13 protein-coding genes are annotated in these 15,553 nt (G+C 62.2%); 7 read left to right on the top strand and 6 right to left on the bottom strand.

All coding sequences use genetic code 11. The features are described 5' to 3' along the window. The first annotated feature begins 3 nt into the window (after window positions 1-3). The 7 genes from ruvC (at window position 4) to TX78_RS06590 (ending at window position 8,529) form a co-directional block, all read left to right on the top strand. A complete protein-coding gene (gene ruvC / locus TX78_RS06560) occupies window positions 4-675 on the top strand; it encodes a crossover junction endodeoxyribonuclease RuvC (protein WP_044494776.1) in 672 nt (223 codons plus the stop codon). A gap of 200 nt (window positions 676-875) precedes the next feature. Beyond that, on the top strand, window positions 876-1,511 hold the full coding sequence (ruvA, locus tag TX78_RS06565) for a Holliday junction branch migration protein RuvA (protein WP_044494778.1): 636 nt from the start codon (window positions 876-878) through the stop codon (window positions 1,509-1,511). Continuing rightward, entirely contained in the window at window positions 1,508-2,578 is a 1,071-nt protein-coding gene (gene ruvB, locus TX78_RS06570) for a Holliday junction branch migration DNA helicase RuvB (RefSeq protein WP_044494780.1), read from the top strand. Before ruvA ends, ruvB begins: the two co-directional genes overlap by 4 nt. A 37-nt stretch (window positions 2,579-2,615) precedes the next feature. Next, on the top strand, window positions 2,616-2,978 hold the full coding sequence (locus tag TX78_RS06575) for a preprotein translocase subunit YajC (protein ID WP_049897575.1): 363 nt from the start codon (window positions 2,616-2,618) through the stop codon (window positions 2,976-2,978). Between the two features lie 11 nt (window positions 2,979-2,989). Next, on the top strand, window positions 2,990-4,870 hold the full coding sequence (secD, locus tag TX78_RS06580; protein WP_044494782.1) for a protein translocase subunit SecD: 1,881 nt from the start codon (window positions 2,990-2,992) through the stop codon (window positions 4,868-4,870). Continuing rightward, a complete protein-coding gene (secF, locus tag TX78_RS06585; RefSeq protein WP_044494784.1) occupies window positions 4,870-6,018 on the top strand; it encodes a protein translocase subunit SecF in 1,149 nt (382 codons plus the stop codon). Before secD ends, secF begins: the two co-directional genes overlap by 1 nt. Before the next feature lie 69 nt (window positions 6,019-6,087). Beyond that, complete coding sequence (locus TX78_RS06590) at window positions 6,088-8,529, top strand: RelA/SpoT family protein (RefSeq protein ID WP_101750623.1); 2,442 nt, start codon at window positions 6,088-6,090, stop codon at window positions 8,527-8,529. Here the strand turns inward: TX78_RS06590 and TX78_RS06595 are convergent. The 6 genes from TX78_RS06595 to lipA all read right to left on the bottom strand — a co-directional run bounded on the left by TX78_RS06595 (window position 8,526) and on the right by lipA (window position 15,546). Further along, a complete protein-coding gene (locus TX78_RS06595) occupies window positions 8,526-9,230 on the bottom strand; it encodes a hypothetical protein (RefSeq protein ID WP_044494787.1) in 705 nt (234 codons plus the stop codon). The genes TX78_RS06590 and TX78_RS06595 overlap by 4 nt on opposite strands. Window positions 9,231-9,319: 89 nt before the next feature. Then, the gene (gene ruvX, locus TX78_RS06600) at window positions 9,320-9,811 is read right to left on the bottom strand and encodes a Holliday junction resolvase RuvX (protein WP_044494788.1); all 492 of its coding nucleotides are present in this window, start codon (window positions 9,809-9,811) and stop codon (window positions 9,320-9,322) included. A 7-nt stretch (window positions 9,812-9,818) separates the two neighbouring features. After that, the gene (alaS, locus tag TX78_RS06605; RefSeq protein WP_044494789.1) at window positions 9,819-12,512 is read right to left on the bottom strand and encodes an alanine--tRNA ligase; all 2,694 of its coding nucleotides are present in this window, start codon (window positions 12,510-12,512) and stop codon (window positions 9,819-9,821) included. Between the two features lie 165 nt (window positions 12,513-12,677). Further along, a complete protein-coding gene (rpsD, locus tag TX78_RS06610; protein WP_044494790.1) occupies window positions 12,678-13,310 on the bottom strand; it encodes a 30S ribosomal protein S4 in 633 nt (210 codons plus the stop codon). Between the two features lie 310 nt (window positions 13,311-13,620). Next, window positions 13,621-14,421 (bottom strand): DUF4191 domain-containing protein, encoded by an 801-nt coding sequence (locus TX78_RS06615; RefSeq protein WP_044494791.1) that lies wholly within the window; start codon window positions 14,419-14,421, stop codon window positions 13,621-13,623. Window positions 14,422-14,565: 144 nt separating this feature from the next. Beyond that, window positions 14,566-15,546: a lipoyl synthase gene (gene lipA / locus TX78_RS06620; protein ID WP_044494982.1), complete on the bottom strand. Its 981-nt coding sequence runs from the start codon at window positions 15,544-15,546 to the stop codon at window positions 14,566-14,568. Between the last annotated feature and the right edge of the window lie 7 nt (window positions 15,547-15,553).

The raw sequence follows: 15,553 nt of genomic DNA on the forward strand, positions 1-15,553 counted from the left end.
CCTATGGCACTGCCGCAGCGGATCGGCACCACAGCAGGGAACTCCCGGACCGCCCAGCGGATCCTTGGTGTGGACCCTGGGCTGACCCGCTGCGGCTTTGCTGTGGTGGAGATGAACCCTAATCGCACAGGACATTCTGTCCATGTTGAGGTCAAAGGCACGCGCAGTGACGAGGATCTGGCACACCGAATCCTGGCGATTCAACGCGCGGCCGAAAACCTGCTGGACAGCTACGCCCCAGATGTTCTGGCAATAGAGAGAGTCTTCGCCTCCAATAATGCGCCCACCGCGATTGCCACCGCCCAGGCCTCTGGAGTGGTGATCGCCGCAGCGGCAGCTCGCGGAATCCCTGTTGCCTGGCATACCCCCAGCGAGGTCAAGGCAGCAGTGACCGACGACGGCAACGCCAGTAAGGATGCGGTGGCTCGCATGGTCCAGCGCATTCTCAAGCTGCCCGGGCTCCCGAAACCGGTGGACGCCACCGATGCATACGCTGTGGCCATCTGCCATGCCTGGCGCTCCGGAGTCGGGGCGCGCTTCAGCATGACGGCCAATACCTCCACGCACCAGGGTGCCAGTACCGCCATGCAACGTGCGGCAGCAGCACAGAAGGGTGCGCTCACACCCGCGCAGCGCGCCTGGCAGGCAGCCGAGAAGCGCGCACTGGGCCGCTGAGCACTGTGAGGCATTGGAGTACTTGAAGACGCGTGTCTGACTTCTGATAGGGCGCTTAGTCCGCGCCGAGCTTGTGACGGCGCGGCGAAGCAGACACGCATTCGCGGTTTTCGGGCTGCGGGCTCACACTCGGCTAGGCTGATCGAAGACATTTTCTAATGCGGCCTGCCCAGGGCAGCCGGGAACCCAGAAGGAGCCCCATGATCTCCAGCATCCGCGGTGAGGTGCTCAAAGTAGCCCTGGACCACGCCGTCGTCGAGGTCTCTGGGTTTGGTCTGCACGTCAATGCCACAGCGCAGACCCTGGGCCAGCTGCGAACCGGCCAGAGTGTTCGCCTGCAGACCAGCTATGTGCCTCGCCAGGATGAGGCGCCGCTGTTATTTGGTTTCGCCGATGAGAGCGAGCGCGAGATCTTCTCCACCCTGCTGTCGATTTCTGGTGTGGGGCCGCGGTTAGCGCTGGCTGTGCTCAGCGTTCACACACCGGATGAAGTGCGTGCCGCCATTCGGGACTCCGATACTGTGGCTTTCACCAAAGTGCCCGGAATCGGGAAGAAAACCGCCCAGCGCATCCTGCTTGAACTGGCTGGCAAGTTGGTCATTGATGAGCCAGCGACGACTACTGCGACAAAGACGGCAGCTGCGCCCACCGCTGCGGAGACCACGCTAACGGAAGTGCGCTCGGCGCTGACCTCGTTGGGGTGGACAGAGAAGGATGCTGAAGCAGCAGTGCAGGCGACCCTTTCGGCCGAACCGGAGCTTGCCGATGCTGACACGGCAGTGCTGCTGCGCAGCACGCTGCGCGGGCTGGGCTCCAGGACAGGAGCACGGGCATGACACTTCAGCCGGAAGGCGATCCTCGGGAAATCGTCGGCACCGCGCAGGCTGCTGAGGAGAAGGCCCTGGAGGCGGCGCTACGCCCCAAGGCACTGGATGACTTTGTCGGGCAGGCTACCGTTCGCGCCCAGCTCTCCTTGCTGCTGCAGTCGTCGAAGATTCGCGGCACTGCGGCAGACCACGTCCTGCTCTCCGGGCCACCGGGACTGGGTAAGACCACCCTGTCCATGATCATCGCCGCTGAGATGGGTGCCCCCTTGCGCATCACCTCCGGTCCAGCCATACAGCATGCCGGTGACCTGGCAGCAATCCTCTCATCGCTCACCGAAGGCGAAGTTCTCTTCATTGACGAGATCCACAGAATGTCTCGCCCGGCAGAAGAGATGCTCTATATGGCCATGGAGGATTTCCGGGTCGACATCATCGTGGGCAAAGGGGCCGGCGCCACTTCCATTCCACTGGAACTGCCTCCCTTCACTTTGGTGGGTGCTACCACACGGGCGGGTTTACTTCCCGGGCCGCTGCGAGACCGCTTTGGATTTACCGGTCACCTGGAGTACTACTCGGCGGGGGAACTGGAGAAAGTCCTACGGCGCTCAGCAGGGATGCTGGACATAGACGTCACCTCCGAAGGCTTCACCGAAATCGCCTCGCGATCGCGCGGGACACCCCGAATTGCCAACCGGCTGCTGCGCCGGGTGCGTGACTGGGCTCTGGTCCACCAGATCCCCACCGTTGACCAGCACGCCGCCTCTGACGCACTGAACACCTACGAAGTGGATACCCGAGGATTGGACCGCCTGGACCGGGCGGTACTAGAAGCTCTGTGCACCACCTTCCGCGGCGGACCCGTGGGGCTCTCCACCTTGGCCATTCTGGTGGGGGAAGAGTCGGAAACCGTGGAGACCGTGGCTGAACCGTATCTGGTGCGCGAAGGGCTGTTGGCCCGGACTCCACGCGGAAGAATCGCCACCGATGCCGCCTGGCGGCACTTGGGGCTTACACCCCCAGCAGAAATCCCCGGGGCTACGCTGGAGGCTGAAGATCCCCAGGATCCAGCGTCATAGTCCCGCCTATGAGATGAAGCTGATATCGTAGGCGGCTGTGATTGAGACGCCTTTTCTCCAGCTAGTTGCCCAGCAGGGTGCCGCCAATCCTATGGCGGATCCGCTGCTGCTGATCATGCTCGGCATCCTGGTGCTGTTCATGGTCCTGACCTTCCGTCGCGGTAGGAAAATGCGCGAGCAGCAGAAGCAGGCCCATTCGGCTGCTGTCGTCGGAGCCGAGGTGGTGACTGCTGGTGGTTTGGTCGGCACCGTGGTGCAGCGCGACGAGGCCCGTCAGCGCATCACCCTAGAATTCTCCGGCGGTGGCCGCGCAGATTTCCTCATTGGCGCCGTCCAGCAGGTGACTGAGCCCGCACCGGGTCAGCAGACCCCGGGCCAGGCCACCACCGAGACAGACTGACTTTTACTCCTATGGCCACTCCCACTCCGGTGCGCAAAGCGCGCGCCGCACTCCTCGGGCTGCTCATTCTTCTCTTGGGTATGGGCGGCCTGCTTGCCTATGGCGTCGCTGATGGCCGTGCTCAATGGGCACCGCTACTGGCTCTGGACCTCGAAGGCGGCACCCAGATGGTGCTTGCCCCGCAGGTCGAAGCTGGTGAGCAGATCGACAGCGAGCAGCTGCAGCAAGCAGTGGAGATCATCCGCCAGCGCGTAGACGGAAGCGGAGTCGCCGAAGCCGAGATCACGACGCAGGGCGCAGAGAACGTTGTGGTCTCTCTGCCGGGCGTTCCAGATCAGCGCACCCGAGAGCTCATCCAGGCCAGTGCGGACATGGAGTTCCGCCCGGTGCTTCAGACCGGCGTAGACATTGACTACGTGGAGAATGTGCTCCTGGCTGAGGACAACGAAGAGCTCACGGACGAAGAAGCCGAGGCCATTGAAGCCGAAGTTGATGACGCCCGGGAGGAGCAGGATGAAGAAGCTGCCCGCCCGGAGGATTTCCCTGAGCCTGAGGGTGAGCCACAACACAACTCTGACCTGAACTGGATCACTCCTGAGCTGGCCGCAGACTTCGAGAACTACAGCTGCTCGCGCGATGCCAGTGTTGAAGAGCGCAGCTCGGCCGAAGCCGATGAGCCCATGATCACCTGTGATCCGAACTCTGGTGCCACCTATCTGCTGGGACCGGTAGACGTGCCCGGAACATTGATATCCGACGCCAGCTTCGGCTCGGACCAGGATCGTCCAGGCTGGGTGGTCCACCTATCCTTCGATTCTGAAGGTACTGAGCGCTTCCGCGAGGCTTCCACCCGACTCTATGGATTTCCCCAGGGCGATCCGCGAAACCAGTTCGCGATCGTCCTCGACGGACATGTCATCTCCGCACCGGGAATGATCAACCCCATCCTTGATGGAAACGCCCAGATCAGCGGCGATTTCACCGAGGAAGACGCACGTAACCTCGCAGAACAGCTGCGCTACGGTTCGCTGCCCATTAGCTTCAGCATTGAATCCGAGCAGCAGATTTCGGCCACCCTAGGCCAGGATCAGCTCCGTATGGGCCTGCTCGCTGGCATCATCGGCCTGCTGCTGACCGCCGGTTACGCCATCTTCCAATACCGTGCACTTGCCCTGGCGGTGACGATCCCGTCGCTGATCGTGGTCGGTGTCATCACCTGGTGGGCTATCTCGCTGCTGGGCTGGACTGACGGCTACCGTCTCTCGCTGGCGGGTATTGCGGGTCTGATCCTCTCTATCGGCCTGACTGCGGACTCTTTTGTGGTGTACTTCGAGCGCATCAAGGATGAGCTGCGCGAGGGGCGCTCCCTACCGGGAGCAGTAGAGGCCGGTTGGTCCAGGGCGCGTCGTACTATTCTCGCCTCCAAAGCAGTCAACGTACTCGCCGCCGTCGTGCTCTACCTGGTGGCAGTGGGCAACGTGCGCGGATTCGCCTTCACCCTGGGGCTGACCGCATTGATCGATGTGATCCTGGTGTTCCTGTTTACCCATCCGCTGATGCAGGTGCTGGCGCGACGGAAGTTCTTCGCCTCGGGGAAGCGATTCTCCGGCCTCAGCGCTGACGAGCTCGGTGTAGATGTGCTTTATCGCGGTGCCGGAAGGTTTGCTCGCAGCCACGTGGTGCACTCAGGAGCGGTCGAGGGCGAAACAGCCGCCGAGAGTGTCACCGGCGATTCCGATAACCCTGCGCGTGCGGCACGCCAGGACGAAGTACCGGATATCCCTGAGGATGAGTGGGCCCAGATGACCATCGCCGAACGACGCCGAGCCCGCGAGGAGCGTTCTCGTGCCAGCGGAGCAATGGCCGATCAGGCACAGGAAGAGGCACGCTGATGGCAGCAGGATTCTCCAAGGCCGGAAATCAGCTCTACACCGGCGAACGCAGCTTCCCCTTCATCCAGCGTTCCAATCTGTGGTTCATGGTTGCCGCGCTGCTGATGGTTGCCGCTGTGGCCGTGCCTTTCTTCCGCGGAGGCTTCAACCTAGGAATTGAGTTCACCGGCGGTAGCGAGTTCACCATCTCGCAGACTCAGGACACCGATATCAGCATCGGTGAGGACGTTGTCTCCGAGATCTCGGGCCAGACTGCAACGGTGACCAATATCGCTCCCGGCACTGTGCGCGTTCAAACTGAGGAGCTCGACGACGAGCAGACGTTAGAAGTAGCACAGGCGCTGCAGGACGCATACGGCGTCTCAGCAGAGCAGGTGTCTTCCAGCTTTATCGGTCCGGTGTGGGGTGAGCACGTCTCGCAGCAGATGCTGATCGGGCTAGTGATCTTCCTAGTGCTGGTCACGTTATATATGACGTTCTACTTCCGGACCTGGAAGATGTCCCTGGCCGCGATCGCCGGCCTCGGCTTCGTCGTGGTCACGACCGTGGGCATCTATTCGCTCTCCGGCTTTGAAGTCACACCGAGTGCGATCATCGGCTTCCTGACGATCCTCTCCTATGCGCTCTACGACACAATGGTTGTCTTCGACAAGATCCGTGAGAACTTGGAGTCCCTGCACCAGCAGAAGGATCAGACCTTTACCGAACGGGTGAACCTCGCGATCAACCAGACTCTGGTGCGGTCCATCAATACTTCGGTGGTCGGTATCCTGCCGGTCGGGTCGATCTTGTTCATCGGCTCCTGGCTGCTGGGCGCCGGTACGCTCCGCGATATCGCGCTGGCCCTGTTCATCGGCATCATTGTGGGCACAATCGCGACTATCTTCGTGCAGGCACCGCTCTACGCCCGGATGCGTCGACATGATGCAGATATCAAAGCTCATACTGAGGAGGTGCTGGCGCTGCGACAGGAGCGCGGCATCGGTAGCGTCACGGCCTCGGGCACCCCTCTGGATGACAGCGGCAGGCCGGTGCCCTTCCCCCCACTGCCAGAACCCGAGCCGGAAGAGCTCGAGGACGAGGATCTCGGCTTCGAGATTGTCATCAGCGCTGAGAGCCCGGATCATTCGGGTCACGAATCTCGATAGAATAGCCTCTATGGCGTTTTCCTGCCCAGGGTTCTGGGCAGAGCGCCCGACCCGGGAAGGCAGGCGTCAGTGACTCAGGACAGTGCATCAGCACGCGAGGCCTCAGCCGATTCTGCCCCCGAAGCAGCCAGCAGCAAAGGCCTGACCACCTCGGACAGCTCTGCTGCCTCCGAAGGAACCTCGACCCCTGAGTCTTCAACAGGAGCCGTTCGCCCCGTGGTGCCGCGTCGATCCCGAAGCGTAGGCGTCGTCGCCGGTTCCAGCGACTCGCCTCTGCTGGAGCCGCTGCTTCGCGCCATGAGGTCCAACGGTGCCGACCAGGACCTTCCGCTGATTCGCCGGGCATTCGACGTCGCCCATCACCAGCACCGTGATCAGAAGCGCAAGAGCGGCGATCCCTACATCACCCACCCCGTTGCCGTGGCGACCATTCTCGCCGAACTCGGCCTCAACGGTTCCACGCTTGCGGCCGCCCTGCTGCATGACACCGTCGAGGACACCGAGTACAGCCTCGAACAGCTGACCGATGAATTCGGCGAAGAGATCGCACAGCTGGTCGACGGCGTGACTAAGCTCGATAAGCTCAAATTCGGCGACGCCGCCCAGGCTGAGACAGTACGAAAAATGGTCCTGGCCATGGCCAAGGATATTCGGGTGCTGATGATCAAGCTCGCCGACCGTCTGCACAATGCCCGTACCTGGAGATATGTCCCAGCTGAGTCCAGCGCCCGCAAAGCCAAAGAGACCCTGGAGATCTTCTCCCCACTGGCACATCGTCTGGGCATGAACACCATCAAATGGGAGCTGGAGGATCTGTCCTTCGCAGCGCTGTACCCGAAGGTCTACGAGGAGATTGTCCGGCTGGTAGGGGACAGGACCCCGCAGCGAGAGAAGTTCCTCTCCGAGGTACGGCAACAGATCGCCGATGATCTTAACGGCGCAAATATCGCAGCAACAATCACCGGCCGCCCCAAGCACTATTACTCGATCTATCAGAAGATGATCGTGCGCGGAAAAGAGTTCGACGATATCCATGATCTGATGGGTGTCCGTGTCCTAGTCGACTCTGTGCGTGACTGCTACGCGGCACTGGGCACTCTGCATGCCCGCTGGAACCCGCTGCCCGGGCGGTTCAAGGACTACATCGCGATGCCGAAGTTCAACATGTACCAGTCACTGCACACCACGGTGTTGGGGCCTTCAGGGAAACCGGTAGAGGTGCAGATCCGTACCTATGAAATGCACCGGCGTGCTGAATACGGTGTGGCCGCTCACTGGAAGTACAAGCAGCAGGGAAGCTCCCAGACCGAGGAGTCTGCGGTCTCTACCGCACCGGCCTCCGTAGCCCCCGGCGCCAGGCAGCAGTCACAAGCCACCGCTGATATCGGCTGGTTGCGATCCTTGGTGGACTGGCAGTCTGAAACGAAAGACCCGGATGAGTTCCTCGAGTCTTTGCGCTATGAGATCAACGCCAAAGAGGTCTTCGTTTACACGCCGAAGGGCGAGGTCATCTCCCTGCCGGCAGGGGCTACTCCAGTAGATTTCGCGTACACCATTCACACCGATGTAGGGCATAAGACCATCGGTGCCCGGGTCAACGGCAAACTTGTGCCGCTGAGTTCAGAGCTGCAGCACGGCGACTGGGTGGAGATCTTCACCTCCAAGGCTGAAGGCGCTGGTCCCAGCAATGACTGGCTGATGTTCGTCAAGTCCGCTCGGGCGCGCAATAAGATCCGTCAGTGGTTCTCCAAGGAACGCCGCGAAGAGTCTATTGAACGCGGCAAGGAAATGCTGACAAAGGCTGTGCGGAAGTCCAGTCTGCCGCTGCAGAAGGTCATGAATCCGGATGTGCTGCAGACCATCGCCCAGGAGCTCCACTATGCGGATATCTCGGGCTTGTACGCCGGAGTCGGCGAGGAGCATGTCTCCACGCAGAACGTCATCGAACATCTGACGGCTCTCTTCGATACCGAGGATGAGGACTCCGAAGAGCACGACACGACCCCGATCACCTCGCCGAGTATGCGCCCGTCTGAATATTCAGACGCCGGCGTGGTGGTCAAAGGTGCAGGCAATGTGCTCGCCAAGCTCGCCCGCTGCTGCACACCCGTGCCGCCGGATGAGATCGAGGGTTTTGTCACCCGAGGTCAGGGAGTGTCTGTTCACCGGGCAGACTGCCGCAACGTCCGGCAGCTGCGGGAACAACCTGGACGGCTCGTCGAGGTCGAATGGGCTCCCACCAAGTCTTCTGTGTTCCTGGTGGAGATTCAGGTCGAAGCTCTGGACCGGAAGTCACTGCTCTCGGATGTGACACGAGTACTCGCCGAGTCCCAGGTCAATATCCTCTCCGCGACAGTCCATACCTCCCGCGACCGAGTCGCGATCTCACGGTTCAGCTTTGAGATGGGGGATCCGCGGTATCTCAACCATGTGCTGAATTCAGTGCGTCGTATCGACGGGGTCTACGACGTCTACCGCACCGTGGGTAAGCGACGCGAACTGCACGACTAGAGCGCTGTCTCCAGCAGGTCCTGCACGGTCTTGGGGCTCATACTGACGCGTGCCGTATAGGACAGCCTTCTGCAGACGGTCTCAGCCAGCTCAGGCGCGGAGCAATTCGTTGCCGCTACCAATGCGGCTACTAGCTCGAGTCTGCGGCGCAGTTCATGCTCGGCAGGCAGACTGGGTCCACTGATGGGACTTGCATCAGCAGCGTGGGTGAGCAGCTCATCAAGCCGACGGCGGTCTCCGGGGATACCGACGCCGACTAGTAGATCCACTGCAGTGCGCACAGGTACGGTCACCGGCATCAGCCCACCTTGGTGCTGGGCACATTCATCCCGAGACAGTGGAACCTGATGCACCTGCCAGCGCCGCAGCGGCCCGGTGGAACGGCGGAACGTGCCCGCCGAGATGACCGTGACAACATGCGGACCCTGGCCACCCAGGTGAATCCATGCAGCTGTTTCACCGCAGAGGACTGTTGCGTCTTGCAGCGCGGAACTGAGCACACAAGCGGCGGCTCCGGTGCGCAGGATCCTGTCCGCTGGCAGTTCTGCCGCGGCGTAGACGTCTGCAAAGACATGCTGCAGCACGCCGTCGAGACAGAGCGAGTGCAGCTCAGCCGGGCTGAAGGGCCGCCCGGGCCGAAGATAGTTCCCCTGCTGCGGTGGAGATCCGGCGCCGTCGTGAGCCGTGGAATCCGATGCCATGAACCAAGCCTCGCTGGTTGGAAGCGACGTCTCAAGAGTGCTGCCAAGCTGTGGAAAAGTCCCGGAGCGGGTGGCGAGGGTGAGCGGGATTAGGTCTCCGGGTCGATCTCCACCAGGGTTCCAGCTTCCTGACCCAGGGCCGAACGCATGTCCAGCGCGTGGGTCAGGATCTCCACTGCTGCGGCCTGGTCAATGGCCGAGCGCTGATTCTTCGCCTCCACGCCAGCGGCTCGCATCTTTTCGGCTGCGGAGACAGTGGAGAGCCTCTCATCGATCAGCCGCACCTCGGTGGGGCTGGACTGCGCCGCCAATTGCGCCGCCAGAGCCACAGCGTAGTCGCGGGCCTTCTGGGTGGAGGGTGTCTCTGTCCCAGACAGCGAGAGCGGCAAACCCACGTAGACAACGACTGCGGCACGGTCGGCGATGATCTTCAGCAGCATCCGCAGATCAGAGCCGCGGTTGGCGTCCCTGCGTAGGGTCATGACCGGCGTTGCCAATAAGGCGTCAGGATCCGAAGCCGCCAGGCCAACTCGAACATCTCCGACGTCGACGGCGAGTCGAACTCCGGCACGCGCGCTCATCGGCTGTTCAGCGTCCGCGCACCGCAGCGACGACGGCGCTGAGAGCGTCGTCGATCTTGGCTGCGTCCTGCCCGCCGCCCTGGGCCAGATCCGGCTTGCCGCCGCCTCCGCCGCCGAGCACACCGCAAGCGGTCTTCACCAGTTCGCCGGCGGCTAGCCCAGCGGCACGTGCCGCCTCCGTGGTGCCGATGACAATCACCGGGCGCCCCTTGGATTCTGCTGCCACAGCGACGACGGCGGCCTGGGAGCCGAATCGACCGCGCAGATCCATCACCAGCTGGCGCAGATCGTCCCCGCCGGCGGAACCGGCGTGGTGGGTCAAGACGGAGACCCCGTCGGCGTCCACTGCCTGCTGCAGCAGGTTTCCGGCCTGAGCCTTCAGCTGCTCTGACCGCAGCCGCTCCAGTTCGCGTTCAGTCTGCTTCAACTTGGCAAGGGTGGCAGAAATACGATCGGGGACCTGGTCTGCGGGAACTTTCAACATATCCGTCAGCTGGTTCACCAGAGTGCGCTCAGCAGCGAAGTGCTTAAAAGCGTCAAGGCCGACCAGGGCTTCTACTCGGCGGTTTCCCGAGCCGACTGAAGCTTCGGAGAGCAGGGCCAGGGTTCCGATCTCAGAGGTGCTAGTGACGTGGGTGCCGCCGCAGAGTTCACGCGACCACGGACCATTCATCTCCACGACGCGGACCTGGTCTCCGTATTTCTCACCGAAGAGCATCATCGCGCCCAGTGCCTTGGCCTCATCGAGGGCCATGACCTTGGTGGCCACTTCGTAGTTGTCACGGATCGCCAGATTAGAGATCTCTTCCAGTTCCTGGCGGGCAGCGGGGGAGAGGGCGTCGTCATGAGTGAAGTCGAAACGCAGGTATCCCTCCTTATTGAAGGACCCTGCCTGCACCGCCTCCGGACCCAGGACATCATGGAGAGCCGCGTGGAGGATATGGGTTGCTGAATGGGCCTTCTGAGTGTCGAGACGTCGGCGGACATCAATGCTGCCCAGCACTTCAGCACCGGCGGGCACTTCGCCGGAGACCACACGGGCGCGGTGCACGGACAGTCCCTTGATAGGCGACTGGACATCGGTGACTTCAAGCTCGAAGCCGTCACCGGTGATACGTCCAGTATCGGGAGCCTGGCCGCCGGCCTCGGCATAGAAGGGAGTGGCATCCAGAACTACTTCGATCTCGTCGCCCGCAGCGGCCCGATCACGTGTCTCACCGGCGACAACTAGGCCCCGGATGCGCGACTCGGTGGTGTGTTCGGTATATCCGGTGAAGTGGGTCGGCCTGTCTGCCAGCAGCTTCTGGTACACCTCAGTATTGGCATGTCCGGACTTCTTGCCTTTGGCATCGGCGCGGGCGCGCTCGCGCTGCTCGCACATCAGCGCCCGGAAAGTCTCCTGGTCTACGCTGACTCCGGCCTCTTCCGCCATCTCCAGGGTCAGGTCAATGGGGAAGCCGTAGGTGTCATGAAGGGCGAAGGCGTCATCGCCAGAGAGCGGACGACCTGACTTCTTTGCGTCACTGACTGCACTCTCAAGGCGCTCAGTGCCTGCAGAGATGGTGCGCAGGAAGGCTTGCTCTTCTTTCACCGCCACCTGGTGGATGGTCTCGAAGCGCTCGGCCACTTCTGGATAGACACCCTTCATGGCGTCACGCGAGACGCTGAGCAGATCGCCGAAGACTGGCTTCTCCACCCCGAGCAGGCGCATACCGAGAATGACGCGACGAATCAGCCGACGAAGGATGAAACCTCCGGCCTCGTTGGAGGGGCGAACGCCGTCGGTGATGAGCATCAGAGCGCTGCGGACGTGATCGGCGATCATCCGCAGCCGCACATCTGTGGTGTGATGCGGGTCCTGCGGATCCTCAGTGGAGGTATAGGTCACCCCGGCGAGCTCGGCGGCACGATCCAGGACGGGCCGGACCTGGTCGGTCTCATACATGTTCTCGACACCCTGAAGAATCATTGCCAGGCGCTCCAGGCCCAGTCCGGTGTCGATGTTCTTGTTCTGCAGTGGGCCGGAGACTTCGAACTCGGTCTTGGAATGTACTGCCGAGAGCAGGTCCTGCATGAAGACCAGGTTCCAGATCTCCACATAGCGGGTGTCATCTGCGGCAGGGCCGCCTTCAATACCGTAGGCCGGGCCACGGTCGTAGTAGATCTCGGAGCAGGGCCCGCCTGGGCCGGGCTGACCGGTGTTCCAGTAGTTGTCTTCAGCGTCGAATCGCTGAATACGCTCCTGAGGCACTCCGACTGTGTCGCGCCAAATGGCCAGTGCTTCGTCGTCGTCCTCGTAGACGGTGACCCAGAGCCGCTCCGGATCCAAGCCGAAGCCGCGAAGACCAGTTTCGGGATCACCCTCCACCGGGGTGGTCAGCAGTTCCCAGGCCATCGGGATGGCGGTCTCTTTGAAATAGTCCCCGAAGGAGAAGTTGCCGCACATCTGGAAGAAGGTGCCGTGACGTGCAGTCTTGCCCACCTCTTCGATGTCTGCGGTGCGGATGCACTTCTGCACGCTGGCAGCACGGCGGTACGGCGGCGTCTCCAGACCCATGAAGTAGGGGATGAAGGGCACCATGCCGGCAATAGTGAAAAGCAGAGAAGGCTCAGGGGAGACCAGTGACGCCGAAGGTACCCGCTCGTGGCCTTTGGCGGCGAAGTAGTCGTACCAGGTGCTGGCGATGTCCTGAGACTTCATCGGAAGAAGCGTCCTTCTGCTGTGGGGCGTTGACTGGTCAATCTTAGTGGAACAGCGAGGCCAGTGCCTGCTGTGGTGTCGTGGTGAAACGGCTGGAGCCCGCCGCAACCCCTTACAGCGGGGTGGCGACGGGCTCCAGCGCGAAGATACTGAAGATCCAGCAGATCAGCGAGCGTAGTACTCGACCACGAGCTGCTCTTCGCAGGTCACGGGGACCTCAGCGCGCTTGGGCTTGCGGACCAGGGTGGCCTGCAGCTTCTCGATTTCCACGTTGAGGTAACCGGGAACAGCCGGGAGCACTTCCTGGTGAGCGCCGGCAGCAGCGATCTGGAAGGGCTCGAACTTCTCGGAGCGCTCGTGCACGTGGATCATCTGGCCGGGCTTGACGCGGAAGGACGGACGGTCCACGCGCTTGCCGTTGACCAGGATGTGGCGGTGCACCACGAACTGGCGAGCCTGGGCAATGGTGCGGGCGAAGCCAGCACGCAGGACCAGGGCGTCCAGGCGGGATTCCAGCAGCTCGATGAGGTTCTCACCGGTCAGGCCCTCAGACTGGCGCTTGGCCTCCTCGTAGTAACGAGTCATCTGAGCTTCGCGGATGCCGTACTGGGCGCGAAGACGCTGCTTCTCGCGCAGACGCACTGCGTAGTCGGAGTCGGTCTTGCGGCGAGTACGGCCGTGCTGGCCGGGGCCGTAGGGACGACGGTCCAGGTACTTCTGGGCCTTCGGCGTCAGGGCAATGCCAAGAGCGCGCGAAGCCTTCACGGTCCGACGACCGCGCAGGGGAGTGGTGGGCATACTTGTGCCTTTCTTCAATCAGTCGGCTTGGTGATTTATTGCCGCCTGCGGCACGAATGAGCAGACGGCACCTGGCCTCCGCGATCCCTACGGAGAGCCCACGCTGCCGAGTAGCGTGGTCACTGTGACACGGGAGAAAAAGTGGATCTTCATAAAGAACTTCGCCCGTGCCTGCCAGACAGCAGACCATTCTATCAGTGATCGCAGAGAAACCCCATCCTGAGAACAGGACGGGGTTTCTCTTGAGGTTGCCTGAGCTGCACAGTGCTTGTTGAGCCGTGCAGTGCCCGCGCAGCGGTGCAGGTCCTGGTTAGCCGCGCAGGGCCTTGCGGTCGGGTCGTGCACGGTAGGGGTCGACGCCCTTGGGGATCGGCGGACGGCTGATTGGAAGGGCCGACAGGCGGCGTTCTACTTCATGGACCTCGTGCTTATTGAGCTTCTTGTCCAGCTTTTTGATGTGCTTGGTGAGCTTGGGCAGTGGCACCTGGCCCTCACCGCGGCCGGTTTCCACCACATGCACCGGGACTCCGGAGTCACGAAGAATGGGGCTGAAACGCTTACGGGTGCGCTGAACAAGCTTGGAGTTTGCCGAGACGCCTTCAGTCACCAAGATCAAGCCTGGCTTGCCCACGACCCGGAAGATCGCGTTCTGGGTCTTGGGGTCCATGGCTACAGGCTCATCAGATACCACCCATCCGCGGCGCAATGTGCCCAAGGCGGCCGCTGCAGCGCCGGGGCGGCCTTCGATCCTGGCAAAAGCTGCGCGTTCGGCGCGGCGATTCATGATGATCATCGCAGCAAGCAGGGCGAACGGCAGAGCCACCAGCAGCGCCGTGATCCAGTTCAGCCACCAGGTGACCAGAACAAAGATAATGGTGAAGGTCAGCAAGGCCGCCAGCGCCATCCACCAGCCGATATTGGGATCGTGCGAGCGGGTCATGTTGAAGACCTGCTTGATCCTGGAGAAGAAGCCTTCGCCGTTGGCCCGGTTCGCCTTGCGGCGGGCCTTGCGCTCCTGCTTCTCCACCTTCTGCTGCTGGCGCAGCTTCTTCAGCTCGGCCTTGGCCTGCGCTTTGGAGGTGACCTGGGGGGTGGTGGAGTTCGCTGCCATAATGGCCCCATTCTACCCGAGCCCCGGACGGGCTGCCCCCGCCCGGGGGACTAGCTTTAGGTGTGAAGGCGAGCGTGAGCTCGGCGAGAGCGTGGCGGGGTTTCCCCGCCCGCGGGACTAGCTTCGGGACTAGCTCTGCCTGGCTCAGAACCCAGCAGCTACTAGGGTGGCTGCTTCCTGCTTGGTCTGGCCGGAAGGCTCGATGTGGCGAAGCTGCTCGGGGATCTCCCAGCCTTTCTTCTGCATGGCCTTGGCCCACAGCGAACCAGCGCGGTAGGAAGAGCGCACCAGCGGACCGGACATCACACCGAGGAAGCCGATCTCCTCAGCCTCCTGCGAGATCTCCATGAACTCCTGAGGCTTGACCCAGCGGTCCACGGGAAGGTGCCTTGGAGTGGGACGCAGGTACTGGGTGATGGTGATGAGGTCGCAACCGGCGTCGTGGAGGTCTTGGAGGGCTTCAGTGACTTCTTCGCGGGTCTCACCCATCCCCAGGATCAGGTTGGACTTGGTGATCATGCCGTGCTTGCGCCCCTGGGTGAGCACATCCAGTGAGCGCTCGTAGCGGAACGCGGGGCGGATGCGACGGAAGATACGCGGGACGGTCTCCACATTGTGGGCGAAGACTTCGGGTTTGGCTTCGCAGATGCCGGCAATGTTCTCTTCCTTGCCGGAGAAGTCCGGGATCAGAATCTCCACACCGGTGCCGGGGTTCAGCTCGTGGATCTTACGGATGGTCTCGGCGTAGAGCCAGACTCCCTCATCGGGAAGATCGTCGCGAGCCACGCCGGTGACGGTGGCATAACGCAGGTTCATCTCGCGCACTGATTCCGCCACCTGCAGCGGTTCTGATTCATCCAGTGCACCGGGGCGGCCGGTGTCGATCTCGCAGAAATCACAGCGCCGGGTGCAGGCGGATCCTCCGATGAGGAAAGTGGCCTCGCGGTCTTCCCAACATTCAAAGATGTTCGGGCAGCCGGCCTCTTCGCAGACAGTGTGCAGACCTTTGGAGCCCACGCGTTTCTTCATCGCGGCGAACTCGGGTCCCATTTTGACCTTGGTGCGCATCCACTCGGGCTTGCGCTCCACCGGCACCGCCGCGTTTTTCGCCTCGACCCGCAGCATGCGGCGG

Source organism: Nesterenkonia massiliensis, from assembly GCF_000455245.1.
GTDB lineage: Bacteria > Actinomycetota > Actinomycetes > Actinomycetales > Micrococcaceae > Nesterenkonia > Nesterenkonia rhizosphaerae.

Coding starts and splice junctions, on each gene's coding strand:
- ruvB (WP_044494780.1), top strand. CDS start 1,508: ATGACACTTCAGCCGGAAGGCGATCCTCGGGAAATCGTCGGCACCGCG.
- ruvX (WP_044494788.1), bottom strand. CDS start 9,811: ATGAGCGCGCGTGCCGGAGTTCGACTCGCCGTCGACGTCGGAGATGTT.
- secF (WP_044494784.1), top strand. CDS start 4,870: ATGGCAGCAGGATTCTCCAAGGCCGGAAATCAGCTCTACACCGGCGAA.
- secD (WP_044494782.1), top strand. CDS start 2,990: ATGGCCACTCCCACTCCGGTGCGCAAAGCGCGCGCCGCACTCCTCGGG.
- ruvA (WP_044494778.1), top strand. CDS start 876: ATGATCTCCAGCATCCGCGGTGAGGTGCTCAAAGTAGCCCTGGACCAC.
- rpsD (WP_044494790.1), bottom strand. CDS start 13,310: ATGCCCACCACTCCCCTGCGCGGTCGTCGGACCGTGAAGGCTTCGCGC.
- lipA (WP_044494982.1), bottom strand. CDS start 15,546: ATGCTGCGGGTCGAGGCGAAAAACGCGGCGGTGCCGGTGGAGCGCAAG.
- TX78_RS06615 (WP_044494791.1), bottom strand. CDS start 14,421: ATGGCAGCGAACTCCACCACCCCCCAGGTCACCTCCAAAGCGCAGGCC.
- TX78_RS06595 (WP_044494787.1), bottom strand. CDS start 9,230: ATGGCATCGGATTCCACGGCTCACGACGGCGCCGGATCTCCACCGCAG.
- alaS (WP_044494789.1), bottom strand. CDS start 12,512: ATGAAGTCTCAGGACATCGCCAGCACCTGGTACGACTACTTCGCCGCC.
- ruvC (WP_044494776.1), top strand. CDS start 4: ATGGCACTGCCGCAGCGGATCGGCACCACAGCAGGGAACTCCCGGACC.